A 23,919-nucleotide genomic window follows, 5' to 3' on the forward strand; every position below is an offset into this window, starting at 1 on the left:
ACTCCCCTCCCTACTTCCAAATGCCCGGTTAAGCTGTTGCGCATCTAAATTGCATCAATAGCACTTCCCTTGTTTTTCACCTTCCGATGCCAATTTATGGCCAGTTCTCCTTCATTGAGAAGCTTATTGATAAGAGCCTCGAGATCTTCAATAGACTTAAATAAACGATTTGAGATGAACTCTTTTGCTGAATGCCAAACCAATTCGACCAGATTGTAGTCCGGGCTATACTCAGGTAAAAACTCCAAAACTAAATTTGGCATCTCTAACTTTATCTTCTCTGTAAATTCCTCCTTTTTGTGAATACTCGCATTGTCTAAAATAATCACAACCTTAGGCCCGTCTTTCTCAAATTCGCTCACGCTCCTATCCTCGCCAGCCCAGTCATAAATAACCTCCTCGTAAAAGTTCTTGAGAACCTTATAAAAATTTTCACCGGTTCCTTTGGGGAGAAAGTCCACCAACCGCTTCTTGTCCGAATAGCGGATTCCTCCCATCACATTGATACGTCCTTTCCGTCGAATTCCAGAAACCTTCTTGCGCGTCCCTTTCTTGACCCAATCCTTTCGACGTGTCACTCTCAAACTAAAGCCACATTCATCCCAAAACCAGACCTGGAGCTTCTCTGGGGATTCTTTAGTAATTCTTAAATACTCCTCCAGTTTTGCCTTGAAGAGTTTTCGCTTCTCTGGATCTTGCTTCTCCTCTAAGCTATATTTGGCCCAGAGGTAAACGTACTTTTTTGACTTGAGAATCCTCCTCACTTGACTCCCACTTAGCTGAATCCCGGTTTCTTGTTCTAAATATGTGGCGAGCCGAGCCGCCGTCCATCGACCAAATTCGTACCCCAATTCTTGAGGCTCTTTCTCAATGACATCCAATAATAAGTTGACATATTGATCGGTGGCCTTATGATAATTCCCATGCATTCGTTCATCGGTTAAACTGGCTAAGTCACTTGGATTTCCGTGGGCACACCAATAGGCTACTTTCCTTAAGGAGCAACCTAGAAAGTCTGCAATCTCTTGCTGTTTTCTGCCATCATTTCGCAATAGCAGAATTAGAATACGCTCACGAACGTCGGGATGCTCATGAAATTTAAGCTGCTTCTGCAATTCCTGTTTCTCTTCGGCCGTTAGGTAATTCTTGATTGGCATGTATAACTCACCAAAATACACTCCCTGATATGTAGTTTAGATGCTTAACAGCTTATCAACGAGCCTACGCTCCCGGCGGGGCAATCTTTTTCACCCTGGTCACCTCCAACCGCAGACCCATCTTTGCAAAACCCGACAACGTAAAGCGCCTGCGCCAGGCGGCAGCCATCGTTGAGGCTGAAATGCCCGACAAGTTTGAGGGGGAGGGGTTGGTGGTGGGTTAATAGATGGGGTGGTGGGCAGTGCCCACCCTACTTGACGCCTGAGTAAGAGGGCCTTAGTGGTGCAGAAAACTTTTTTGAGTCTCATGATGGACGACCCAGACGGCCAAAATAGCGGCTGAAACCCACTGCCTTCGTTCAATCCCTTAGAAATCCCAAATCTGTTGTCTCAGTAAGAATCCTTTATTCATAAGGGTTTCAGGAGTTTTCTGCACCACCAAGGTAAGAGGGCTAAGGCTAAGCGGCGTCTTCGGTGCCTGCCAAGAGTTCGGCTACTAGCGGTGTTGACTGGGCCAACTGGCTCACCGCCAAAATCGAAAACCCCAGCAGATTGCCATCTTGGTCGATCCGCTCCATAACCGCATCATTGGCGGTTTCTCTCATATACCCAGGTGCATCAGAAAACGTGACCTCTAAAAAATCGGCTTCCCGGTCAAACCACACCTTCACGTGCTTTGCCATAGAGTGTTCCCTCGTTTAGGTTTATCGGTAAAGTAAGCCGTCACGATAAAAGCATCACCTTGCAGGTACTTGACCACCACGCATAGCCACTTGTCGCCAATTGTAGTTTGAGTATAGAAGCGGTAGTACAGCTCTGCGGTTTTGTCACTACGAGATTGGCGCACAAGTTGCGGGTACCGCAAGGTTTCTGCGATCAGAGTTTCCATCCCCGCCATTTCAGGATGGGCCAAGATATGCTCCAATCGCTCGTTGGTTAGGCGAACCTGTCTATCTTGATAGTCAATTAACACAGACCAGTTGTCTCTCATGGTCTAATCCTTACTTCCCGGCCTGACGGGGCAAGCTCCGTCTAGCACTGTAGGGTGGGCCATACGGTTGAAATCACCGATCGCATCAAGTAATATATGCAACGCGGGGAATGAGGCTAGGCGGGGAATGAGAGAGCCACTAACTCTCCCAAACCCCTGATCATTCCGCTTATCCGGGTAAGCTGAAATGACTGGACTCATTTTAGGAGATCTAGACAATCGGTTTCGCACCTTTACGGAGTGCTAGATGAGTTCCCCGTTTTCCTGACCCTAAAGGTGAACACCATGACCTATGAATTCAAACTGCCCACGCGGCAGCAAGAAGTATTGCGCCTAATTGCCCTGGGCGACTATTCAGCCGTACGAGACACGATCCATCAACTCGGGGCAATTGGCTACGCCGACCCCGATCGCTGGACCAAGCTAATACCCACTGGCAGAGAAGGCGAGTATATCTCGATACACACCCGGCGATACGCCCCCGCAGCAGACTAGCCCATGCAAAACCCCTAGGGATTCACTCCCTGGGGGGTTTTTAGAAGTAGGTTGGATGAAACGAAGTGGAACCCAACAGGCCCACAGAAACTAAGGCTGCTGATCGAGGGGTTCAATGCAGTCTGGAGAATCATTCTGGGGCTTGTTCACCACCGTTGAAACCGGGTAGCGCTCCATCGCCTCGGCCTCGTAGGGGCGCAGCATGGCCTGGAGCGCCTGGGGCTGGGCGAAGTCGGGGTCGAGCCAGGCGGCGTAGTCTGCGGCGGGCAAAATCACGGGCATGCGGTTGTGAATTGGCTCCATCAGCGAGTTGGGGTCGGTGGTCAAAATGGTGCAGGTTTCTAGCTCGCCGCCGCCCACCGGGTCGCTCCAGTGCTCCCACAGCCCGGCAAAGGCAAAGGGCTGATGCTCCTTCAAAAAAATGTAGTGGGGCTGTTTGGGCTTGCGATCGCCCGTCCGCTGCCACTCATAAAAACCATCGGCCAAAATCAGGCACCGCCGCCGCTTAAACGCCGCCCGAAAGGAGGGCTTTTCGGCCACGGTTTCGGCCCGAGCGTTGATCATGCGGCTGCCGATCGCCGGGTCCTTAGCCCAGCTCGGAATCAGGCCCCACTGCAAAAAATGAAAGTGCGGGTCTGGGTTTTCTGCGGTGGCCACCACCGCCGCCACGGGCTGCGTGGGGGCAATGTTGTAGCGAGGGGCCACAGGCGGCGCGGGCCTGAGATCAAAGGCCTCGGCCAGGTCTTCGCCGGTCTGATTGAGGCTAAAGCGTCCACACATCGGCGTTTTCCTCCCCAAGCCCTGACCCTGCCATTACCATCTAAATTGTAGCAAGCGCCCCAGGAAAGCCGAGATGAAACCACTTGAGGGAACCATTGCCCTGGTCACCGGAGCCACCCGAGGCCTGGGCAAGGGCATCGCCATCGGCCTGGGGGAAGCCGGGGCCACGGTCTACCTGACCGGGCGCACCCTGGCGGCCACCGCCGAGTCGGTGGGGTCGCTAGAAGAAACCGCCGAGGCCGTGACTCGGGCGGGCGGAGTCGCCATCCCCGCCCAGGTTGACCACAGCGACGACGACCAGGTGCGCGCCCTGTTCGATCGCATCGAGAGCGAGCAGGGCGGACGGCTCGACCTGCTGGTCAACAATGCCTACGCCGGAGTACATGCCCTCAAAGCCGCCTACGGCAAACCCTTCTGGGAATCTGACCCCGACTTTTGGGATGCCTGCAACAACGTCGGGCTGCGCAGCCACTACGTGGCCAGCGTCTATGCGGCCCGGCTGATGGTGCCGCGCCAGCGGGGGCTAATCTGCACGCTGTCGTCGTGGGGCGGGCTGTCGTACATTTTTGGGGTGCCCTACGGGGCGGGCAAGGCCGCCTGCGATCGCATGGCCGCCGACATGGCCGTCGAGCTAAAAAAGCACCGGGTCACCTCGCTCTCCGTCTGGCCCGGCATCGTGGGCACCGAGCTGATGAGCCAGTTTGCCGCCGACATGGGCCTGGGGGGTAGCGCAGTCAACGATGGTCCCGCCGCATCGATCGCAGCCAACTACAACTGGGAAACGCCCCTGCTGACGGGCCGCGTGATTGCCGCCCTAGCGGCCGATCCCCAGCTGCTGCGCCGCACCGGGCAGGTGCAAATTGTGGCCGAGCTGGCCCGGCAGTACGGCGTGGTGGATGCCGACGGCAAGCGGCCCGCCTCGCTGCGATCGCTGCGGTTTGTGCTGCCCTCAGCGGTGCCGGGGCTGAGGGACTACGCCGAACTGGTGCCCGATCTAGAGCTGCCCTGGCCGTTTTTGCTGCTGGGGCCGCTGGGGTCTCCCAAGGCTTAACTCCCTTTGACGCTGCGGTAAATGCAGTACAAAGCCACCATTTGCACCAGGTGATAGCCCGCCAGGGGGCTGATGATGAATGCCTCAGGCGGAAGCAAAAGAACGCAGGCCGCTAGCCCCGAGATGGCGATGCCCGCCGCCAGCCAGCCTGGCTGAGCCTTGGGGTGGCGGTGGCTTAGCCTTTGGCCCAGCTGCACCAGCAGCACGATCGCCAGAGCGCTCAGGTAGTCGGCCACCCGCAGGGCAAAGGCCCAGAGGCTGGTGCTCAGCAGCGTCACCAGCGCCAGTTTGGCCGCCGCCAGGCTCAGCAGCCCCAGGCGCAGGCCCCGCCCCAGGGGGCTGGCGGCGGCCACAACGGCCAAAAAGCTGGTCAGGCTCAGCCCCAGCCCAATGCCCTGCCAGAGCCAGAGGCGGTGCGGCCAGGAGAGAAATTCTGCGAACCCGTGGTAGGTGCCGCCCAGGGCCGCCGCCCCGCTGACGCTGATAAAGACCGCCGCCCACAGCCAGGCGGCCCGGCCCAGCAGCAGCCCCGCAAACACCAGGCACTCTAGGGCGATCGCGTAGTCGGTCAGGGTTGTCAGGGGTTCTGCCATGCCGGGGGAAAACGGGTAGGGTAGGCCCAGGGCGATGGGGGCGATCGCCGCTGTGGCCTAGATTCTAGCGAGAACCTGCCCTGGCGCTAGCGTCAGGAAATCGGTGCGCCACCCGTGACGCCAATGATTTCACCTGTGGTAAAGCCTGACTCCTGGGTCGCTAGAAAGACAAAGGTGGAGGCAATTTCCGCTGGCTGGCCGGGGCGCCCCATGGGCACCGAGGTGCCAAACTGCTCTAGATTATCCTGGCTTTGGCCACCCGAGGGTTGCAGCGGCGTCCAGAATGGGCCGGGGGCAACCCCGTTGACGCGAATGCCTTTTTCGAGGGCCTGGGGTGCGAGGGCTTCGGTGAAGCCGCGAATGAAGAACTTCGTCGAGGCGTAGTCAAGCAAGGCGGTTGGCGGCTTAAACCCCACCACTGAGGTCACGTTGATAATGGTCGATCCGGGCGGCATCAGCTGGAGGGCTGCCTTGCTCAGCCAGAACATGGCGTAGCAGTTGGTCTTCAGCGTCTGGTCAAATTGTTCAGTGGTAATGTCCTGAATCGACTGCTGCATGACCTGCTTACCGGCGTTGATCACCAGCGCGTCAAGTCCACCCATTTGCTCGGCTGCGTTTTTGACCAGGGAGGTGCAGAAGTCCTCATCCATCAAGTTGCCGGGCATGGGAATAATGGTGCCGCCTTCGCGCTCGGCCAGATCTAGCAGCGACTGCACATCCTGTTGCTCCTCTTCCAGGTAGTTGATGGCGACGCTGGCCCCCTCGCGCATGTAGGCGATCGCCACGGCCCGGCCAATCCCCGAATCACCCCCGGTAATTAGCGCCTTGCGGCCCTTCATGCGGCCTAAGCCCTGATAGCTTTTTTCCCCATGGTCGGGCTGGGGGTCCATTTTGGCGGCCAGCCCCGGCGCTTCCTGGGGCTGACGAGGAAAGGGCGGCTGGGGGTATGCGTTGCGAGGATCGCGAATGTCGTATTGGTTAGCGGTTTGAGTAGTCGTCATAGGTTGCGTTGTGTTGGATTGCGTTGTGTTGTGAGCCGTGAGAACGCTAAAGAGATGGCCGTATGCCTCTTTTCAGGTTCACACCTGTTCATGGTTAACCCTTGTCTCGGTTTTGCAATCTTCAAAGGGGATCAATCAAAAGATAGACATCCGACATCAGCCAAAATTTCTGCTTGACTTAGAGTGCGCTCTAACATTTAACGTGCAACCTATGGAACAGGAACTCACCATTCAGCAGGTCGCCGCCGCCACCGGGCTCAGCGTGCACACCCTGCGCTACTACGAGCGCTGCCGTCTGATTGCAGCGATCGGGCGCTCCACCAGCGGCCATCGGCGCTACTCAGCCGACGACCTGCGCTGGATTGAGTTTTTAAACAAGCTGCGGCTGACGGGTATGCCCATTCGTCAAATGCAGCAGTATGCGGAGCTGGTGAGGTCTCAGCCCAACTCCGGGTTCCACAGCCGACGGCAGATTTTAGCCGACCACCGCGAAGCCGTGCTGGCCCAAATTCAGCAGCTTCAGGACAATCTGGTCGTCATTGACTGGAAGATTCAGCACTACTGCGAGCTAGAGGCAAATTTCAATGACTCCCTCAAACCTTCTCCACAAACCCAATCCGCCTGAGGCGCAAACCGATCGCTTTCAGCAGGGCTGGCAGCAGCTCAAAGCCATTGACGGGGCCGCTGGCGAACAGGTGATCGCCAGCCTGCAAGACATTGCCCCCGACCTGGCCCGCTACGTGATTGAGTTTCCCTTTGGGGACATCTACAGCCGCCCGGGGCTGGACTTAAAATCGCGAGAAATTGCCACAATCGCCGCCCTTACCGCCCTCGGCAACGCCAAACCCCAGCTCAAAGTCCACATTCAGGCGGCGCTCAATGTGGGCTGTAGCCGGGAAGAAATTGTCGAAGTCGTGATCCAGATGGCGGTGTATGCCGGGTTTCCGGCGGCCCTAAACGGCATGGGCGCTGTCAAGGAAGTTTTTGCCGAACAGTCTTAGGGAGGGGTGAAAAGTGATCTGCTGTAGCTTTAGCCACCTGCTAATCCCCCCTGCCCCCCTTAAAAAGGGGGGTAAAAGTCCCCCTTTTTATAGACGCTTGCGGCTTTCCTCAGGGTAGGGGGATTTAAGGGGATCTCCACTTTTGCTGCAAAAAATAGGACTTTTCAAACACCTCTAAGGGGCCGCTAGCTTGGCCCCGGTCAGCTAAATCCCCCCCTTGCGCGGGGTGAAGGGCAGGCAGAGTTTGGGCGATTTTGAACAATCAGGCCACCTTTAGCCTGGAAAAAGCCGACCTACTTTCACCCACACAGATCAGAATCAGCATCAACACAATCTAGGAGTTAATTCATGAAAACCCGTAAATTAGGTCAGCTAGAGGTTTCCGCCATTGGCCTCGGCTGCATGGGCATGTCGGAGTTCTACGGCGATCGCGATGAGGCAGAGGCGATCGCGACTCTGCACCGCGCCCTGGAGCTGGGCGTCACCCTGCTCGACACCGCCGACATGTACGGTCCCTTTACCAACGAAGAGCTGGTGGGCCGGGCGATTCAGGGTCGCCGCGACCGGGTAGTGCTGGCCACCAAGTTTGGCAACGTGCGCACCGCCGAAGGCGGCTGGGGCGGCGTCAACGGCAAGCCTGAGTACGTCAAGCATTGCTGCGATGCCTCGCTCCAGCGCCTGGGGGTGGATGTGATCGACCTCTACTACCAGCACCGGGTGGACCCCACGGTGCCCATCGAAGACACCATTGGCGCCATGGCCGAGCTGGTGCAGGCGGGCAAGGTGCGCTACCTGGGCATGTCAGAGGCGGCCCCGGCCACCCTGCGCCGCGCCTGCGCCGTGCACCCGATCACCGCTCTGCAAAGCGAGTACTCCCTCTGGAGCCGGGAGCCCGAGGACGAGATTTTGCCCACGGTGCGCGAGCTGGGCGTAGGTTTTGTGCCCTACAGCCCCCTGGGGCGCGGGTTTCTCACCGGCGCCTTCCAGAGCCCCGACGACTTTGCCCCCGACGACTATCGCCGCCACGCGCCCCGCTTTCAGGGCGAAAACTTTGACAAAAACCTGGCCCTGGTCGATCGGGTCAAAGAGATTGCGGCGGAAAAGGGCGTCACCCCGGCCCAGCTGGCCCTGGCCTGGCTGCTGGGCCAGGGCGACGACATCGTGCCCATCCCCGGCACCAAGCGCCGTAAGTACCTGGAGGAAAACGTGGCGGCAGTGGAGATTGCCCTCTCCCCGGCTGAGCTAGAGCGCCTGGCGGCGGTGGCTCCCCAGGGGGCGGCGGCGGGCGATCGCTATGCCGACATGAGCACCGTCAACCGCTAGGGGCTGTCATCAATTAGTTGCTGATGGGCCAACAATCAACGGTTACAGCCCCTAGCCTGTTTTTGGGGTCGGGCGTGACAAGGCTGGTGGAATCAGGATCTTAGCCAGAATTGATGACCCGCCCTAGGGCCAATCGCTGGCCCGGGGATCTAGAACCAATCGCTATAGGCTCGTCATCGGGTTGTCACATGGCTTCTGTAAAGTCTTGCCAGACAACCCGGCGGGCTTTTATTGCACCGCCGGATAGTGCCTGCGGAGGGACCCATGAAGCGAGACAAACTCGGGCTAGACCGGATTATATTCTTTAGCGATGCCGTATTTGCGATCGCCATCACGCTGCTCTCCATCAATCTCCAACTGCCCCGCTATGCCGCCCAGGACGGCATCTCCGACGATCTGCTGCACATGCTGCCGGAGTACCAGAGCTACGCGATTAGCTTCGTTGTAATCGGCCTCTACTGGGTCAGCCACCACTACTACTTTCGCTTTATTCGGCGCTACGACTACACCTTTGTCGCCATCAACTTTGGGCTGCTGATGTGCATTGCGTCGCTGCCCTTTGCCACCTCAGTCCTCAACAGCTACGGCGATCACCGCAGCGCCGTGGCGTTCTATGCCCTCTGCATGGCCGCCACCGGACTGATGAAAACCCTACTGTGGCACTATGCCGCCCACAATTCCCGCCTCATTTCCAGCCGTCTCTCCGCCCAGCGAGTGCGGCGACTGACGCGCCAGGCGGCTATTCCACCCCTGGTTTTTCTGGCCTCGATCGCCATCACCCTGTTCAACCCAATGCTGGCAAAGCTGAGCTGGGCCAGCATCGCCCTGATCTTTGCCTAGCCGCTGCCCGCAGAAATCAATAGCGCTGCCCTCAGCTCAAAACGCTCAAACGCTCAAACGCCTCCGGATGTCCCAACCTATGTAACCTGAGTTCGGGATCAGAAAAGACCTTGGCAAAGCAGGCCCACTGTCCCCTCCTTGGGAGGGGTAGGGGTGGGTTGTCTATGCCAGCATGGCAACTCACCCTATCTAGAAGCTTGTATTTTGCCGTAGGTTTAACCCACCCCGCCCTTCGGGCACCCCGCCAAGGAGGGGACAGCGTTATCCCGAACTGAGGTTATGTAGCTGTCGCTATCAATCAACGATTCCCTAGTCCCTAGTACTTGAAGGCTGAAATATGCCGACTATTCCAGCTCGCTTGGCTCCCCAGCCCCCCTGCTCCTTCGCGATTGACAACAGTCGTCACACTTGTGCCGCAGTCTACTAGGGAATCGTCTCGTTTGAGTCGGAGCTGTTAAATTTGGACCGAGAAGCAGACTGCGCCTCGGTCCTGCTTACCAGCCGCTGCCGCCGTCGCAGCGCCCGCTTGTGGGCCTGTTTAGACTGCCACAGGTGCAGCGCCGAAGGGGCCACCGACACCACCACAATGGCCACCACGATGGGCAGCAAATAGCGATCGACATTGGGAATCGCGTTGCCCAAAAAAAAGCCCAGCAGCGTCAGAACAACGGTCCACAGCAGCCCGCCCGCCAGGTTGTAGCCCAAAAACGTGGGGTAGTGCATGGCCCCCATGCCGGCCGTAATGGGCGTAAACGTGCGCACCACCGGCACAAACCGGGCCAGCACCAGCGCCTTGCCGCCGTGGCGCTCAAAAAAGCGCTGGGCCTTCCTGAGATTGTCCTTGTGGAACAGCCAGGAGTCCTGGCGCTGAAACAGTCGCGGGCCAAGGTGGCGCCCGGTGGCGTAGCCCACATTGTCGCCCAGCACCGCCGCCACCGCCGCCCCTGCAATCAGCAGCCAGGGGTTGAGCAGCCCCTGGGAGGCCAAAAAACCAGCGGTAAACAGCAGGCTGTCGCCGGGCAAAAAGAACCCAATCAACAGCCCAGATTCAGCAAACACCATAGCCCACACCCCCAAATAACCGATCGATTGAATCAGCGTGGGCAGGTCGATGTGCATAGTCGGTATCCAAACAGTAAAAAGAAGAGGGGGCCTGCACTGGGCAAGCGCTCTCAACTTAGACCATCCGTGTGTCAAAGGGATGGCAAATTTGTGCTGGTTTAACGTAGCTTTAGCCTGGGCTGGCCAAGCCAGTTAGCAGCTTTACCGAGGGGGTAACTGGGGTATCCAGACCCCTCAATTTGCGGCATGATGCGCTCAAAAGCGCAGGTGACCCCTATGACCATGGCCAGCGATCTGTGGATACCCGACATTTCCATTTTTGAGAAGATATTGCGCCCCATGGTGGTCTACGGCTTTTTGCTGGTGGCCCTGCGCCTGGGGGGCAAGCGCGAGCTGGGGCAGCTCACCGGCTTTGACCTGGTGGTGCTGCTGATGCTCTCCAACGCCGTGCAAAATGCCATTATTGGCAGCGACAATTCCTTGACGGGGGGGCTGATCGGGGCCGTAACGCTGCTGCTGACCAACTACCTGATGGTGCGGCTGGCCTACCGCTATCCCCGCATCGAGCACATGGTAGAAGGTCGGCCCACGCTGCTGCTCTTAGACGGGCAAATCATCCCCGAAAACCTGGCCAAAGAGCTGATTAGCGAACGGGAGTTTCGCACGGTGCTACGGCGGCAGGGATTTGAGGATCTGGCCGAAATCAAAGCGGCCATTCTAGAGACCACCGGCAGCCTTACCGTTGAGCGAGCCGTCGATCTGCCCACCCCGGTGGAAGCCGAAATTCTCCAGCGGCTGGAGAGACTGGAGCGGCAGCTCCAGCAGTTGTCGGCCCCCTCCCCGCCGGAGGAGCCGTCTTCCTAGGAGTCTCACACCAAATCCGGGCCGCATACCCCCGGTTCCCCAGGGCCAGCCTTTAGGGGCGGTGGCGCTGCTATGCTCGCAGCATAGAACATTCGCCCTGAGCAGTCGGGCGTAACCCAACAGAATGTATAGCCACAGTCACTTAGGTTGTTAGGACATCCAAAAACGTTCGAGCGTTTGAGCGAAATGTCTTAACCAGACCGGCTACATCCATAGCATCCCTAGCGGTTCTTTCGATTGCCGTCGAGGGAAGCATGGGGAAACAGCCGGGTCAAAATGCCAACGCTGAGCAGCAGCAGCAGGACAATGGGCAATAGCCCGGCAAAAATTGGCAGCATCATCATAGCGCAGCTCTCCACGAGTAGATGATTTTCACTCTAAGAACTGGGGATGGCAAAACTATGTCCAGGCTGTGTCAAATCGACTAGGCTTTGGGCAGCCAAAACCTGAAGGTGCTGCCCTGGCCCAGGGTGCTCTCGGCCACGATGTTGCCCCCCTGGAGTTCTACCAGGCGCTTGGCGATCGCCAGCCCAATGCCCGTTCCGGTGTGGGCCTGGGCCACGGCCTGGGAGGAGCGCCAAAACCGCTCAAACACGTGGGGCAGTTCGGCGGGGGCGAGCCCAACCCCCGTATCGGTCACCGCAATCCACACCTGAGCCCCGGCCTCCCAGGCGCTGAGGGTAATGTGCCCGTGGTGGGTGTGTTTGATCGCGTTGCCCAGCAGGTTGACCAAAATTTGCTCCAGGCGATCGGGGTCGGCCAAAACCTTGGCGATCTCCTCGTCGCAGCGCCAGCCCAAGTGCGGCCCATCCTCCACCACCTGGGTCTCAAACCGCAGCAGCAGCTTTTCAAACAGGGGCGGCAGGGCAATGGGTTGGAGCGTCAGCGGCAGCTGCCCCGCCTCAGCCCGCGAGAGCTCTTGCAAATCGTTGACCAGGCGCTCTAGCCGCCGGGTTTCGCGCACCAGCAGGTGGGCCGTTTCGGAGGTGATGGCCTGGCGCTGTTCGGCAACTTCCTCTAGATACCCCCGCACAATGGTTAGCGGCGTTCTAAGCTCGTGGGTCAGGTCGCCAATCAGCTCCCGCCGCTGCTGCTCCACATCCTGCAGGCTCAGGGCCATGCGGTTGAAGCTGGCGCTCAGCCGCGCCAGTTCGGGAATATCGCTGGTGGGTACGCGCTCCGATAGCTGTCCGGCGGCAAACAGCCGGGCCGTGCGCTCCATCTGGGCCAGGGGGTGGGTAATCCGGTGCGCCACCCAGTAGCTCAGCCCGGCGGCGGTCAGCCCACCAATGATCAGCGACCAGGTGGTGCTGCCGTTCCAGGCGGTTTCAAAGCCATCCACCAGCTCCTCACGAATTTCATCGATGGCTCGCCCCATGTGGGCCATTTCATCGAGATGCCCCGTAAACAGGTGATGGGAGGTAGCCCGACTGATCACGATGAAGCTGGACAGCCCCACCAGCATGACCACCAGGTGGGAGAAAAATAATCGCCCCTGCAACCCTACTCGCATGACTCCCCATCCTCGAACTTGTAGCCAATGCCCACGACGGTCTGCACAAACTTGGGATGGGCGGGGTCTGGTTCAATTTTTTTGCGCAGGCGGGCTACGTGGGTATCCACAACCCGCTCTTCGCCAAAGAAATCGTCGCCCCAGAGTTTTTCGACCAGGTAGGCGCGGCTCCAGGCCCGCCCAGGGTGGCTGAGAAAGGTGGCCAAAAGGTCAAATTCTATGGTGGTGAGGTCCAGGGGCTGGGATTCTCCATCCACCTGCTGGGTGGCCAGATGACGATCGATATCGATGGTGAAATGGGGGGTGCGGTAAATCTGGCTCTGGGCCTCCTGGCGCAGGCTGCGCCGCAGCAAAGCCCGCACCCGCGCGATTAGCTCTATGGGGCTAAAGGGCTTGACCAGGTAGTCGTCGGCTCCGGTGGAGAGGCCGATCACCCGGTCAAACTCTTCGCCCTTGGCGGTGAGCATCAAAATGTAGGGGTCGTGGGCTCCGGCCTGCTTGCGAATGCGGGTACAGACCTCTAGCCCATCGAGACCGGGAAGCATCCAGTCGAGAACGACCAGGTTGGGTTGATGGGCCTGACACTGGCGCAACGCATCCTGGCCGTCCCGACTGTGAAGGCAGCTGAAGCCTTCTTTTTCTAAGAGCTGCTGAATAAAGCGGGCAATCTCTGCCTCGTCTTCGACAATGAGAATGGTTTGAGCCATGACCTAACTGGAGATAGGTGTCAATTGCTGCTGATGGGAATACCCTAGCACTGCCAGGCTCAGGGCACCCTCCCAACTAAATTGGCACCGCGCTCCGATGATATGGCTGTAACCAGTCTGGTTAAGACGTCTGGTTGAGACATGGCTCCTATGAATGTTCAAACGTTTGAACGTCCATAGGGTTTCTGGATGTCCTGACCGACGCGACTGTGGCTATAGCGCCAACGCTGGACGCTGCCCCGCATGGCTCTGTTCCGTATCGGATTTTGTAACTGCCGCCGTGGCCCAACCGGCGCTGGCTATTTTAGAGAAACGCCCCAATTTCTCCCTGTTTCCAGGGATTTACAACAAGGAGTTTGTCTAGTGTCCCTTCGCACCGTTGGTATCTGCGCCAGTTTGATGATGTTGGCCAGTCAGGGCGCGGTTCTCGCCGCCCAGCCCTCTGCCCCGATGCCGCTGGCTGCGAGCGATCGCGCCGCCCAAATTACGTCCCCCGCCCCAGGGTCTTTTTCCCGCACGGTGCCCCTTCGCGTTCAGCGCGACTTGGCCAGCCGCCTAAACGTCGCGCCCAACAGCCTGCAAATTATTGAAGTCACCCCGCAGACCTGGCCCGATCAGTGCCTGGGGTTGGGGCGACCCAACCAGCGCTGCATGGGCGGCGAAGTGCAGGGCTGGCAGGTGCAGGTGGCCAGCGCCCAGCAGATGTGGACCTATCGCAGCGATCGCTTCGCTCGCCACCTGAAGCTGGAGCCGCTGGCCGCCGCCCCCGACTTTGGCACGGGCGACTTTTCGATCGAAACCAGCCAGCGGCTGCTGCAAACCGTCGCCCAGCAGGTGAACCGGCCCGTCGATAGCCTGGAGGTATTGGCGGTTCAGCCCGCCACCTGGAACGGCTGCCTGGGTATTTACGAACCCGACCGGGCCTGCACCGCGATCGCGATCGCGGGATTTAGAGCGCTGATTACCGACGGCCAGACCGTCTGGGTTTACCACCTCAACGAAACGGCCGAGCAAGTTGCCCAAAACGAAACCGCCAGCGGCGCGGGCGATGCGCTCATGGTGTCTTTTGCGCCGGTAGACACTGCTCCAGACTCCATCGACAGCCAGATTGTGTTTCAAAGCCAGCTCAGCGGCGATCTGGCCGGTTCGGTGCACAAAACCATCCTCACCACCGACGGCCAGCTCTACCGGGAACACACCAGCTACCTCAATGGCGGCCGCGTCGTTCGCGAAGACCTAAAAACCCTCACCCCGGCGGAGGTACAGGCCTTTCGCCAGCAGCTAGAGCAGCATCGCTTTGCCAATTTTAACCGCCTGCGCTATCTCACCTCAGCGGCCTTGGCCGACTATCCCACCACGCGCCTGCAAACGGCCTATGCCGCCGTCGACTACATTGACCTGGAAGCGGAAAATCTGCCCCCCGACTTGCAGGCTGTCATCGCCGCCTGGGACGAATTGGCCCAATAGTCAGCGGCGATCGGGTTTGAACGGCAGTAGGCAGGGCAGATGTGCCCTGTTTCAGTTTCGGCATCGAGAATCGATCGCCCATCTGAATTGATTTCGCGCCTAAACTGAAGACTGCCCCCGCCGTTCTCCCGCTAACGCATCGCCTCTATGACCGCTACCCCCACCATCCCCAGTAACGACAGCAGCCGCCACCCCGACAGCGACTGGCGGCTGTTTATGCGCATGTGGCCCTACCTGTACCAGCACCGCCGCGCCATGGTGCTGCCGCTGGTGCTGCTGGTGCCCCTGTCGCTGTCCAATGCCCTGCAGCCGGTGCTGATCGGCCAGGCCATTTCCCTGATTCGCCAGGAGCCGGTGATGGGGTTTCTGGAGGGCCGCACCCTCCAGGGGGGGCTGAATTTGCTGGTGGGGCTGCTGGTGGTCACGGTTTTAGTGCGGCTGCTGCTGGATGGCTTTCAGAGCTACCTGGTGCAGGCCGTGGGCCAAAACATTACCGCCGACATTCGCACCGATCTGTTTACCCACGTCACCTCCCTGGCGGTGCGCTTTTTTGACCGCACCCCGGTGGGCAAGCTGATCACCCGCATCACCAGCGATGTGGACGCGCTGGGGGACGTGTTCTCCACCGGGGCGGTGGGCATTATCACCGACATTGTGTCGATGCTGGTGCTGGTGGTGGTGATGTTTACCATGCAGTGGGAGCTGGCCCTCATGCTGCTGGGGCTGCTGCTGCCGGTCACCTGGCTGATCATTTACTTTCAGCAGCAGTACCGCAAGGCCAACTATAAGGCCCGCGAGTACCTCTCTGAGCTCAATGCCACCCTGCAAGAAAATGTGGCGGGCATTAACGTGGTGCAGCTGTTTCGGCGCGAGCGCTACAACGCCGAGGGCTTTCGCCGCACCAACCAGACCTACATCACCGCCGTCGACAAGACCATCTTCTACGACTCCGCTGTGTCGTCCACCCTGGAGTGGATTTCCCTGGTGGCGATCGGCGGGGTGCTGTGGCTCGGCGGCCTGCTGGTAATGCAGGAGGCCCTCACCTTTGGTACCCTGGCCACCTTCATTCTGTTTGCCCAGCGCCTCTTCGACCCCCTGCGCCAGTTTGCCGACAAATTTACCGCCATCCAGGCCGGGCTGACGGCGATCGAGCGGATCACCGACCTGTTTAACGTGCCGGTGGAGATTCGCGACCCGGAGCAGCGGGGGGGTGGGGACGGTGGGGACGGTGAGGAAGATGGGGAGATGGGGCGCAGGGGCGCGAATGGGCTGGTGCGTGACGGTTCTTTAGCGGCAGGAAACGGTAGCTCAGGCCTCTTTCCCACCACCTACCCGTCCACCCATCCACCCACCGATTCTTCCCCAACCCCTCATCCCCTCATCCCCTCATCCTCAAAGGCTTCCGAGATCTGCTTCGACCACGTCACCTTCGGCTACAAGGCCGACGAGTACGTGCTTAAAGACCTCACCTTTACCATTCGCCCTGGCGAGAAGGTGGCCCTGGTGGGGCCGACGGGGGCGGGGAAAAGCTCGATCATTCGCCTGCTGTGCCGCCTCTACGACATCAACCATGGGGCTATTTTGCTGGATGGGGTAGACATTCGCGACCTGCCCCAGGCGGAGCTGCGGCGGCGGATGGCGGTGATTTTGCAGGATGGCTTTTTGTTTGCGGGGGATGTGAAGAGCAACATCACCCTGGGCGAGGAGTATCCCCTGGAGGCGGTGGTAGAAGCGGCCCAGAAGACGAATATCCACGGGCTGATTGAGCAGCTGCCCCAGGGCTACGATACCGAACTGCGGGAGCGGGGCACCAACCTTTCGGGCGGGCAGAAGCAGCTGCTGGCCTTTGCCCGCGCCGCCATCCGTGACCCCGGCATTTTGGTGCTGGATGAGGCCACCGCCAACCTGGATGTGGGCACCGAGGCAATGATTCAAGAAGCCCTGGAGCGACTGCTGGAAGGGCGCACGGCGATTATCATTGCCCACCGGCTGTCGACCATCCGCAATGTCGATCGCATTTTGGTGCTCAAGCACGGCGAGCTGGTGGAGCAGGGTAGCCACGACGAACTGCTGGCGCGGGAAGGGCTGTATTCCAGCCTGTACCGCCTGCAGCGGCTGGGGGTTTAGAGCTTTTCTCAAAAACCTCAGGCTCGCTCTTACAATGGCCCCTAGATGCGATGTCTAGGGTAGCGTTCTAGGCAGCGCAATCCGCTGGGTTTTGTCTCCATTGTTTGATGCGCTATGGTCACTGCGGCTCCCCCACCTGAAAAGCGCGCAACTCCGCCCTCGAACGACGGCTTTTTGGTCTGTGGGTTGGGCAGCCTGGGGCAAAACTGCGTGGCCAACCTGAAGAGTTTTGGGGTGCCGGTGCACGCCATCAACGACGCCCTGCCCGACCAGTGGGAGGTGCCCCACCTGCGGGATTTAATTGACCACCTGGAAATCGGCGACTGCCGAACGGCGGCGGTGCTGGAGAAGGCGGGCATTCGCCAGTGCCGGGCGGTGCTGCTGGTCACCCAGGATGAGCGGGTCAACCTGGAGGCGGCGCTGACGGCACGGGTGCTCAACCCCAGGGTGCGGCTGGTGATGCGATCGGACAAGCAGAACCTGAACGACCTGATTGGGCAGCAGTTGCAGAACTTTGTCGCCTTTGAACCCACTCAGCTGGCGGCGCCAGCCTTTGCCCTGGGAGCCTTTGGGGAGGAGCTAATCGGCTACTTTAGCCTCGACGGCCATCGCTTTCAGGTGGTGAAGCAGCGGCTGGAATCAGGGCAGCCCTGGTGCGATCGCCGCCAGATCCACGAGCTCGACAACAGCCGTCGCCGGGTGCTGTGCCATACGGCGGCGCCTCAGTGTTCGGCCACCTCCATCGACAGCCCCTCTACCCTGTTCTATACCTGGCTGCCGGACACCGTCCTGCGGGCGGGGGACGAGATTGTCATGGTCGACTGCAACGCCGAGCTGCGTGCCCTCTACAGCGGCGTGCCCGCGCCCCCTCCCGCCCAGCGGGGGGTACTGAAGGGGCTGAGGCAGGCGATCGCCCGCCTGCGCGACTGGCCCGCCCTCAAGCAGCTTTTCCTCAGTTTCTGGCAGGCCGGAGCCGAACAACAGCTGCGCCGGGTCGCTCTCATCTGCGGGGTGACGGTGGTTGCCCTGTGCCTGGTGGGCACCCTGCTGCTCGATGCCAACTCGCCTGGGGAAATCTCTGTTTTCCAGGCATTTTTGTACACCTTTATCACCCTGTTTGGCGGCTACGGCGATGTATACGCCGCCCTGGAAAACTTTAACCACCCTCAACTGGTGCAGGCTTTTGGCCTGGTGCTCACCGTGGCCGGGGCCGCCTTTGTGGGAGTGCTCTACGCTCTGCTCACCGAAAAGCTGCTCACCCTGCGGTTTGAGTTTATGGAGCGGCGTCCGCCCGTGCCCGAAAAAGACCACGTGGTCGTGATCTGGCTGGGCCGGGTCGGTCGTCAGGTGCTCACCATGCTCCAGGAGCTAGAGCAGCCGGTGGTCGGCATTGCCCCCCAGGCCCCCGACGGCGACCTGCTGCCTAAAATTCCGCTGCTGACGGGCAATGTTATCGCGGCGCTAGACAAGGCCAATCTGGCCACCGCCAAGAGCGTGGTGGCAGTCAGCGAAGACGAAATTCAAAACCTGGAGATGGGGCTGCTGGCCCACCGCCTCAACCCCCACTGCCGGGCCATCATTCGCACCTACGACCAGCAGTTTACCGATCGCGTCGCCCAGATTTTTCCCTTTGCCCAGGTGCTCTGCGCCTCGGCGCTGTCGGCGGAGGCCTTTGCCGGGGCCGCCTTTGGCGAGCACGTGATTGGCCTGTTTCGGCTCCACGACCAAACCATTCTGGTCACCCAGTACGAGCTGGAACCGGAGGATACTCTGACCGGGCTGCTGCTGGCGGAAGTGGCCTACGGCTATGGCGTGGTGCCCCTGTGGCACCAGCAGCAGGGGGCGCCGGGGAGCATTATGCCCTCTGACGATACTCGGCTGCGGGCGGGCGATCGCCTGGTGGTGCTGGCCACCATTGGCGGCCTGCGCCGCATTGAGCAGGGCCACCTGGCCCCCCGAGATTGGCACATTCACCTCGAAGCGGCCCTGACCGCCAATGCCCTGTTCGACGGTGCCGCCGAAATTGCCCGCAGCTCCGGCTACCGCCTGGGCGAGGCCCGCGAGTTCATGGCCCAGCTGCCAGGCACGCTGCCTGTACCTCTCTACCGCCACCAGGCCCTCAGGCTGGTGCGGCTGCTCACCCGCGCCCAGGTCAAGGCCCAAGTCATTTCTCCCCCCAATTCTGCTTAACTCTCCCCGCCAGGATCCCAGCCCTGGGGCCGTATCTCTGCCTAGGTTGCAAGATCCAAAATTTTCATGCTCTAGGCCTAGCCTTTGCGATAGAGTTTGCCCAGGGATTAATCCAAGCAGGACATTAACTATGGCTAAGCAGCGCCGGGGGCAGTGGCCCAAAACCCGCCCCTCAGGGCCATTGCCCATTGTCAAAGCCATTCTCTGGGCCGCAGGCGTGGGTGGTCTGGTGCCCCTGGCCCTGCCGGCCCTGGCCCTGAGCGAGTCGGTCGGCCCCGGCGGCATCGACGCCCTGCGCCTGCACGCTGCCCCCTACAATCTGACCGGGGCCAAAATCGGCATTGGCCAGGTCGAGATTGGCCGCCCCAGCCAGTTTGGCCTGGATAAAGTGGCCACCGAAACCCTGCCCGTGATGGTGCGGCGGGTGCTGCTGCTCGACGGTGTCGCCCACCCCGATGAATACGTCGATGGCCATGCCGCTAACGTGGCCAGCGTCATGATCAGTCAGGACAAAAAGCAGACCGGAGTTGCCCCCGAAGCCATGCTGTTTTCCGGCGCGGTCGGTCCCCTGGGCGATCGCAGTTCCCAGCCCGAAGAGTGCCTGGCCGCCCAGTCCGTAGCCCAGGCCAACAGCGGCGACGTGCGCGCCATCAACTTCAGCTTTGGCGAACCCCTCACCCGCGACCCCCGCCCTAGCCCGGTGCTCGACGGCAACGCCCTGCTCACCCAGTGCATTGACTGGTCGGCCCGCGTGCACGGCGTGCTGTACGTGATTGCTGGCAACCAGGGACGCGGCGGTATCCCCATTCCCACCGACAATTTTAACGGCATCAACGTGGCCTATTCGCGCCAGGTCAACGGCGAATTCAACCGCGTTGACTCCTCCAATCTGGGCAGCGAACCGACCATTGCCGCTCGCCCAGGGGCACCCTTTGAAACCAACGAAGGTCCCCGCCGCTCGATCAATCTGGTGGCCCCCGGCAGCGGCATTGAGCTGATCGATCCCGATGGCCAGCTGCGCACCTCCAGCGGCACCAGCTTTGCCGCTCCCCACGTGGTGGGCACCATCGCCTTGCTAGAGCAGCTCGTCGATCGCCAGTTTCGCGCCGGAACGCCCAACTGGCCCCTGGAGGGCCGCGATCCCATGGTGATGAAGGCGGTGTTGCTGAACTCCGCCGACAAAATCAAAGACAGTGGCGACGGCCTGCGCCTGGGCATGAGCCGCACCCTGCTCGACAACGCCAGCCACTCCTGGCTGGAGTCAGACGCCTACCGCGATCCCAAAATTCCCCTCAACAAAGACCTGGGCACCGGCCATCTAAACGCCTACCGCGCCTACGAACAGCTCTCCCCCGGTGCCTTTGGCCCCGACCAAGCCATCCCGGCGATCGGCTGGAACATTGCGGCCCTCCCTTCCCCAGCCGGGCCAGCCGCCTTCCAGGACTACGTCTTTGAGGCTCCCCTGAAGGGGGGCAGTTTTCTGTCGGCTACCCTGACCTGGGAGCGGCTAGTCGATCTGGTGGACACCAACAAAAACGGCATCTACGACCTGGGCGAAGGCTTTACCGACAAGGGCCTCAACAACCTGAATCTGTACCTCATGCCCGCCGACAGCGACGACATTGCCCAGAGCATCTGGTCATCGGTGAGCGATGTCGACAGTGTTGAACATATTTTTTATCAAATTCCGGAAACGGGACGGTACAAACTGAGAGTTATCTATCAGCAGCAGGTGCATGACGAACCCAGCCAGCCCTACGCCCTGGCCTGGTGGTCGGTGCCTGCGCCCTAGGGGTGAGCAGAGTTGAGCCATGGGGCTGCGGCTCTGATTGCTCCCAGGAGAGATCCCCCGCTCTTTTGAGGACCAGCCCATGGTAGACTACGCCGCCGCGCTCAAATGTGCCCACCTCTGCCAGGAAATCTACCGCGACTTCAGCGGTCTGCGGTTTTCGGATTACCCCGATGTCGAACCGGTGTTTGCGGAAAGCCAGGACAATGGCTTTACCGATACCCAGGTGGCAATTCTCAATCAGCTCAACAGCGATCGCCTCTATATTGTCTTTCGCGGCTCCGACAAATCCGTCGACTGGATCAACAATTTTGAGTTTCGCCAGCAGATCTACCCCTACGGCGACGGCAACACCGACGTGCAGTTTCACCGGGGGTTCATGATGGCCTACTTTGCCGTGCGCAAGCAGCTGCTGGAGGCCATGGACAAATTTGTCGGTCAGCACGTCGTCGTCACTGGGCACAGCCTGGGCGGGGCGCTCGCCACCATCGCCGCGCTAGACATTCAGTACAACCTGGGCCAAAAGCGCGACCTCAGCTTTGAGGTCTATACCTTTGGCTCTCCCCGCGTCGGCAACAGCGCCATGGTCAAGTCGTACAATGGCCGCATTCCCAACAGCTACCGCTTTATCCACGGCTGGGATATTGTCACCCGCGTTCCCCGCACCTGGCAGGGCTTTGACCACGTGGACAAAGCGATTCAGATTGGCTCGCGCTGGACCTGGGAAGTGCTCAGCCGTCGCTTCAAAGATCACGCCATTGAAGGCTACAGTGCCGCCCTAAAAGCCGAAATTGGCGCGTCGTAAGGGGACTGAAAACCGGGTTTACGATCGCCGCCGCCGCCGCCGTAGGTGGGGTGAAGCTTCAGCGAAACCCAACAAAACCGTCTGTGGATGGCCTACGCCACGCCCGTATGGCACGAGGCGCAGGCCGCCCTGGCCTTAGGGCGATCGCCGATCTGCAAGAGGCGTTTGATGAGAGCGATCTGCCGTTTAGGGTTGATCTGCTGGGGTGCATGAGCTGCCCCAGCAATTTCACCAAACCATTGCGGCAGACTATGCGGTGGTGCAGCAAGGTCTGGGCCGCGATTGCCAAACTGCTGCGCCACTTTAGCGATCGCAGGCTTGCAGTTAATAATTAGCAGAGGCAACATGCTAAACAGCTGTGCCACTTTAACGATCACAGGCCTGTGTTTAACGATCATCGGGCTGAATACGTTAAACAGCTGTGCCACTTTGCCAAACAGCGGTGCCTGCTTAACGATCACAGGCCTGTGATTAGCGATCGCGGGGCTCAACATGCTAAACAGCGGTGCCACCTTGGCGATCGCAGAGCGCAGATTACGAATAGGGGCAGTAAGGTACCGGGTTCCTGGTGCTGTTGCCCAAAACCAGGCTATGAGCAAAGAAACCCGGTACCTGCGACGAAGAGGCTTTACTCAATCAGCACGGTTTTGGTAAGAATGGCCATCCAGGTTTGGGGTTGGCCAGGGTGCCCTGGCTCGATGCTGGTGGGTGGCACAGGAATAGGGTCGCTCCAGTCATTGGGGTCGGCGTAGCCAAGGGCGTGGAGGATTTTGATGGTGCGGTCTATTCCGGCGAGGCTGCCGTAGAGCATGTGGCGCACTTTCTCGGGGGTTGGGGGCTTTAGGGACCGGGTCCCTCTGTCGTTGCCCCCAGTTCCTAATGAAAGCGGCAGGGACCCGGTCCCTGGGTTCATTTGATCGTCGCTGGCGTCGGGTTCGAGATAGTCAAACATCGGTTCTGTCTCCAGGTGTGGGTTAGGAAGACAGAACGCGAAAACCCTAGCATCCGCAGTTAAAGTGCAAACTGAGGGGGCTAGGGTACGATGGACCTTAGCCTCGCAATCTGCCGGTCAGACTTGCGGGGTTAGCTGTCTGTTGGTGTTCCACCACCTTCAGACAGCGCCAAGATTTTCGAGTTCTGCGTAACCACCGCTCTGCTGAACGGCTTAACGCTAGACAATAGCGCTACAACCGCTCCCCGTCAACCGTGGAGAATGGCACGATGATCTGGCAAATACTTAGACAGATTAGTTCTGCCTATTTAACCTTGCGAGGGCTATTATGCAAATTATTCGCTACCTATTTAACCTCTAAGAGGTATTAGACTGCGAGTAGTCTGCCTATCTATTCCGCAGAGAGCATTAGGCAGACAGGAGCGATCCAATGACTTGTTAAGTCGCAGTGTCACACATTATTTCATTTAGGAATTTATGTCTGAAGATCGAAGCCTTGATATTGCCGGTATCGGAAAGCTTGCTGAAGCTGTTCCTGATCAGGTGTGGACATCAGTAGTAGATACAGCTTGTATTACCTTCAAGCAGTTGATTTCACCACTTACGGCGATTACAAGTGGCACTGGACGATTAATTGAAGCGAAATTCGATCGATTAGTTGATGCTGAGAAGGTCATTGCATCTCAAACTATATCGCATGCCGTTGACAAGGCATCGCATAGTAGTCGGAAGCGAAAAAATGAACCAAAACCTTCAATTATATTGAAAGTCATAGAAGATTCATCTAGCGAGGTTGATACGACGCTACGGGAACTGTGGACAAATTTAATTGCCAACGAATTTGTGGATGGCTCTGTTCATCCAGAGCTTGTCCGCATTTTGTCGCGACTAAGTGCTGTCGATGCTCAAAGGTTGATAGAAATTGCACAAAAAACCGAACAAAAGCTAACAATTAAATTAGCTTTAGAAATTCTAAATCTATTAAATTCAAAAATCCCTCTATCTGAAGATGAGCCCACAACCTTCATTGATGCTCACTTATCAAATCTAAACTTAATCAAGAAATCAGATGGTATTTGGAAGCTGACTGTTACAGGCAGGGCGTTTCTTGAAGCTGTAAGTGATCCCTCTATAGAAGCGACCTAACAACCGCAATGCACCGGAACTTTGGAGTATAGTAGTTAGTAGCCGGAGTTGTATGAGTCCGGTGT

25 protein-coding genes are annotated in these 23,919 nt (G+C 59.0%); 14 read left to right on the forward strand and 11 right to left on the reverse strand.

The window, feature by feature from the left end:
• Positions 1-44 precede the first annotated feature (44 nt).
• From LEPTO7104_RS0127585 to LEPTO7104_RS0127595, 3 genes are all read right to left on the reverse strand, one after another.
• Positions 45-1,157, reverse strand: a complete 1,113-nt coding sequence (locus LEPTO7104_RS0127585) for an IS630 family transposase (RefSeq protein ID WP_017297916.1) — start codon at positions 1,155-1,157, stop codon at positions 45-47.
• 458 nt (positions 1,158-1,615) lie between these two features.
• Positions 1,616-1,840 carry a DUF2283 domain-containing protein gene (locus tag LEPTO7104_RS0127590; protein WP_017301824.1) on the reverse strand — a complete coding sequence of 75 codons (225 nt, stop codon included), beginning with the start codon at positions 1,838-1,840 and terminating at the stop codon, positions 1,616-1,618.
• Positions 1,825-2,148: a DUF4258 domain-containing protein gene (locus LEPTO7104_RS0127595; RefSeq protein WP_017301825.1), complete on the reverse strand. Its 324-nt coding sequence runs from the start codon at positions 2,146-2,148 to the stop codon at positions 1,825-1,827. The genes LEPTO7104_RS0127590 and LEPTO7104_RS0127595 overlap by 16 nt, the downstream gene beginning before the upstream one ends.
• 285 nt (positions 2,149-2,433) lie before the next feature.
• Here LEPTO7104_RS0127595 and LEPTO7104_RS0127600 point away from each other — a divergent pair, with 285 nt between their 5' ends.
• A complete protein-coding gene (locus LEPTO7104_RS0127600) occupies positions 2,434-2,643 on the forward strand; it encodes a hypothetical protein (RefSeq protein WP_040697735.1) in 210 nt (69 codons plus the stop codon).
• Positions 2,644-2,733: 90 nt separating this feature from the next.
• Here the strand turns inward: LEPTO7104_RS0127600 and LEPTO7104_RS0127605 are convergent, their stop codons facing one another.
• Positions 2,734-3,423 (reverse strand): SOS response-associated peptidase, encoded by a 690-nt coding sequence (locus tag LEPTO7104_RS0127605; RefSeq protein WP_017301827.1) that lies wholly within the window; start codon positions 3,421-3,423, stop codon positions 2,734-2,736.
• A gap of 73 nt (positions 3,424-3,496) precedes the next feature.
• On the opposite strand from LEPTO7104_RS0127605, the gene LEPTO7104_RS0127610 reads away from it, so the two are divergent.
• Positions 3,497-4,474: an SDR family NAD(P)-dependent oxidoreductase gene (locus LEPTO7104_RS0127610; RefSeq protein WP_017301828.1), complete on the forward strand. Its 978-nt coding sequence runs from the start codon at positions 3,497-3,499 to the stop codon at positions 4,472-4,474.
• Here the strand turns inward: LEPTO7104_RS0127610 and LEPTO7104_RS0127615 are convergent.
• On the reverse strand, positions 4,471-5,067 hold the full coding sequence (locus tag LEPTO7104_RS0127615; RefSeq protein WP_017301829.1) for a DUF6962 family protein: 597 nt from the start codon (positions 5,065-5,067) through the stop codon (positions 4,471-4,473). The genes LEPTO7104_RS0127610 and LEPTO7104_RS0127615 overlap by 4 nt on opposite strands.
• 92 nt (positions 5,068-5,159) lie before the next feature.
• Entirely contained in the window at positions 5,160-6,068 is a 909-nt protein-coding gene (locus LEPTO7104_RS0127620) for an SDR family oxidoreductase (protein WP_017301830.1), read from the reverse strand.
• Positions 6,069-6,279: 211 nt separating this feature from the next.
• On the opposite strand from LEPTO7104_RS0127620, the gene LEPTO7104_RS0127625 reads away from it, so the two are divergent.
• The 4 genes from LEPTO7104_RS0127625 to LEPTO7104_RS0127640 all read left to right on the forward strand — a co-directional run bounded on the left by LEPTO7104_RS0127625 (position 6,280) and on the right by LEPTO7104_RS0127640 (position 9,232).
• Positions 6,280-6,693, forward strand: coding sequence for a MerR family transcriptional regulator (locus tag LEPTO7104_RS0127625; protein WP_017301831.1), 414 nt, complete (start codon positions 6,280-6,282; stop codon positions 6,691-6,693).
• On the forward strand, positions 6,653-7,069 hold the full coding sequence (locus LEPTO7104_RS0127630; RefSeq protein ID WP_017301832.1) for a carboxymuconolactone decarboxylase family protein: 417 nt from the start codon (positions 6,653-6,655) through the stop codon (positions 7,067-7,069). Before LEPTO7104_RS0127625 ends, LEPTO7104_RS0127630 begins: the two co-directional genes overlap by 41 nt.
• 348 nt (positions 7,070-7,417) lie before the next feature.
• The gene (locus LEPTO7104_RS0127635) at positions 7,418-8,392 is read left to right on the forward strand and encodes an aldo/keto reductase (RefSeq protein ID WP_017301833.1); all 975 of its coding nucleotides are present in this window, start codon (positions 7,418-7,420) and stop codon (positions 8,390-8,392) included.
• A gap of 264 nt (positions 8,393-8,656) precedes the next feature.
• On the forward strand, positions 8,657-9,232 hold the full coding sequence (locus tag LEPTO7104_RS0127640; RefSeq protein ID WP_017301834.1) for a TMEM175 family protein: 576 nt from the start codon (positions 8,657-8,659) through the stop codon (positions 9,230-9,232).
• A gap of 423 nt (positions 9,233-9,655) precedes the next feature.
• Here LEPTO7104_RS0127640 and LEPTO7104_RS0127645 read toward each other — a convergent pair whose 3' ends face one another.
• The gene (locus tag LEPTO7104_RS0127645) at positions 9,656-10,351 is read right to left on the reverse strand and encodes a VTT domain-containing protein (RefSeq protein WP_017301835.1); all 696 of its coding nucleotides are present in this window, start codon (positions 10,349-10,351) and stop codon (positions 9,656-9,658) included.
• Between the two features lie 219 nt (positions 10,352-10,570).
• On the opposite strand from LEPTO7104_RS0127645, the gene LEPTO7104_RS35650 reads away from it, so the two are divergent.
• A complete protein-coding gene (locus LEPTO7104_RS35650) occupies positions 10,571-11,158 on the forward strand; it encodes a DUF421 domain-containing protein (RefSeq protein WP_196358160.1) in 588 nt (195 codons plus the stop codon).
• Between the two features lie 221 nt (positions 11,159-11,379).
• On the opposite strand, the gene LEPTO7104_RS42565 is transcribed toward LEPTO7104_RS35650, so the two are convergent.
• The 3 genes from LEPTO7104_RS42565 to LEPTO7104_RS0127665 form a co-directional block, all read right to left on the reverse strand.
• On the reverse strand, positions 11,380-11,502 hold the full coding sequence (locus LEPTO7104_RS42565) for a hypothetical protein (RefSeq protein WP_017301837.1): 123 nt from the start codon (positions 11,500-11,502) through the stop codon (positions 11,380-11,382).
• A gap of 80 nt (positions 11,503-11,582) precedes the next feature.
• The gene (locus LEPTO7104_RS0127660) at positions 11,583-12,671 is read right to left on the reverse strand and encodes a sensor histidine kinase (RefSeq protein WP_017301838.1); all 1,089 of its coding nucleotides are present in this window, start codon (positions 12,669-12,671) and stop codon (positions 11,583-11,585) included.
• Positions 12,662-13,378: a response regulator gene (locus LEPTO7104_RS0127665; RefSeq protein WP_017301839.1), complete on the reverse strand. Its 717-nt coding sequence runs from the start codon at positions 13,376-13,378 to the stop codon at positions 12,662-12,664. The genes LEPTO7104_RS0127660 and LEPTO7104_RS0127665 overlap by 10 nt, the downstream gene beginning before the upstream one ends.
• A gap of 363 nt (positions 13,379-13,741) precedes the next feature.
• Here LEPTO7104_RS0127665 and LEPTO7104_RS0127670 point away from each other — a divergent pair, with 363 nt between their 5' ends.
• The 6 genes from LEPTO7104_RS0127670 (at position 13,742) to LEPTO7104_RS41890 (ending at position 22,091) form a co-directional block, all read left to right on the forward strand.
• Positions 13,742-14,845, forward strand: a complete 1,104-nt coding sequence (locus tag LEPTO7104_RS0127670) for a hypothetical protein (protein WP_155523814.1) — start codon at positions 13,742-13,744, stop codon at positions 14,843-14,845.
• Positions 14,846-14,992: 147 nt separating this feature from the next.
• On the forward strand, positions 14,993-16,972 hold the full coding sequence (locus LEPTO7104_RS0127675) for an ABC transporter ATP-binding protein (protein WP_017301841.1): 1,980 nt from the start codon (positions 14,993-14,995) through the stop codon (positions 16,970-16,972).
• A gap of 114 nt (positions 16,973-17,086) precedes the next feature.
• Positions 17,087-19,162: a potassium channel family protein gene (locus LEPTO7104_RS0127680; protein ID WP_017301842.1), complete on the forward strand. Its 2,076-nt coding sequence runs from the start codon at positions 17,087-17,089 to the stop codon at positions 19,160-19,162.
• A 130-nt stretch (positions 19,163-19,292) separates the two neighbouring features.
• Positions 19,293-20,954, forward strand: a complete 1,662-nt coding sequence (locus LEPTO7104_RS0127685) for a S8 family serine peptidase (protein WP_017301843.1) — start codon at positions 19,293-19,295, stop codon at positions 20,952-20,954.
• Positions 20,955-21,033: 79 nt separating this feature from the next.
• Positions 21,034-21,756: a lipase family protein gene (locus tag LEPTO7104_RS0127690; RefSeq protein ID WP_017301844.1), complete on the forward strand. Its 723-nt coding sequence runs from the start codon at positions 21,034-21,036 to the stop codon at positions 21,754-21,756.
• Positions 21,757-21,863: 107 nt separating this feature from the next.
• On the forward strand, positions 21,864-22,091 hold the full coding sequence (locus LEPTO7104_RS41890; protein WP_225887061.1) for a hypothetical protein: 228 nt from the start codon (positions 21,864-21,866) through the stop codon (positions 22,089-22,091).
• A 293-nt stretch (positions 22,092-22,384) separates the two neighbouring features.
• On the opposite strand, the gene LEPTO7104_RS37500 is transcribed toward LEPTO7104_RS41890, so the two are convergent.
• Positions 22,385-22,708, reverse strand: a complete 324-nt coding sequence (locus LEPTO7104_RS37500; RefSeq protein ID WP_017301846.1) for a hypothetical protein — start codon at positions 22,706-22,708, stop codon at positions 22,385-22,387.
• A 477-nt stretch (positions 22,709-23,185) separates the two neighbouring features.
• Between LEPTO7104_RS37500 and LEPTO7104_RS38740 the strand changes: the two genes are divergently transcribed.
• Positions 23,186-23,854, forward strand: coding sequence for an Abi-alpha family protein (locus tag LEPTO7104_RS38740; RefSeq protein WP_071527337.1), 669 nt, complete (start codon positions 23,186-23,188; stop codon positions 23,852-23,854).
• Positions 23,855-23,919: the final 65 nt, after the last annotated feature.

This window comes from Nodosilinea nodulosa PCC 7104, from assembly GCF_000309385.1.
Classification (GTDB): domain Bacteria; phylum Cyanobacteriota; class Cyanobacteriia; order Phormidesmidales; family Phormidesmidaceae; genus Nodosilinea; species Nodosilinea nodulosa.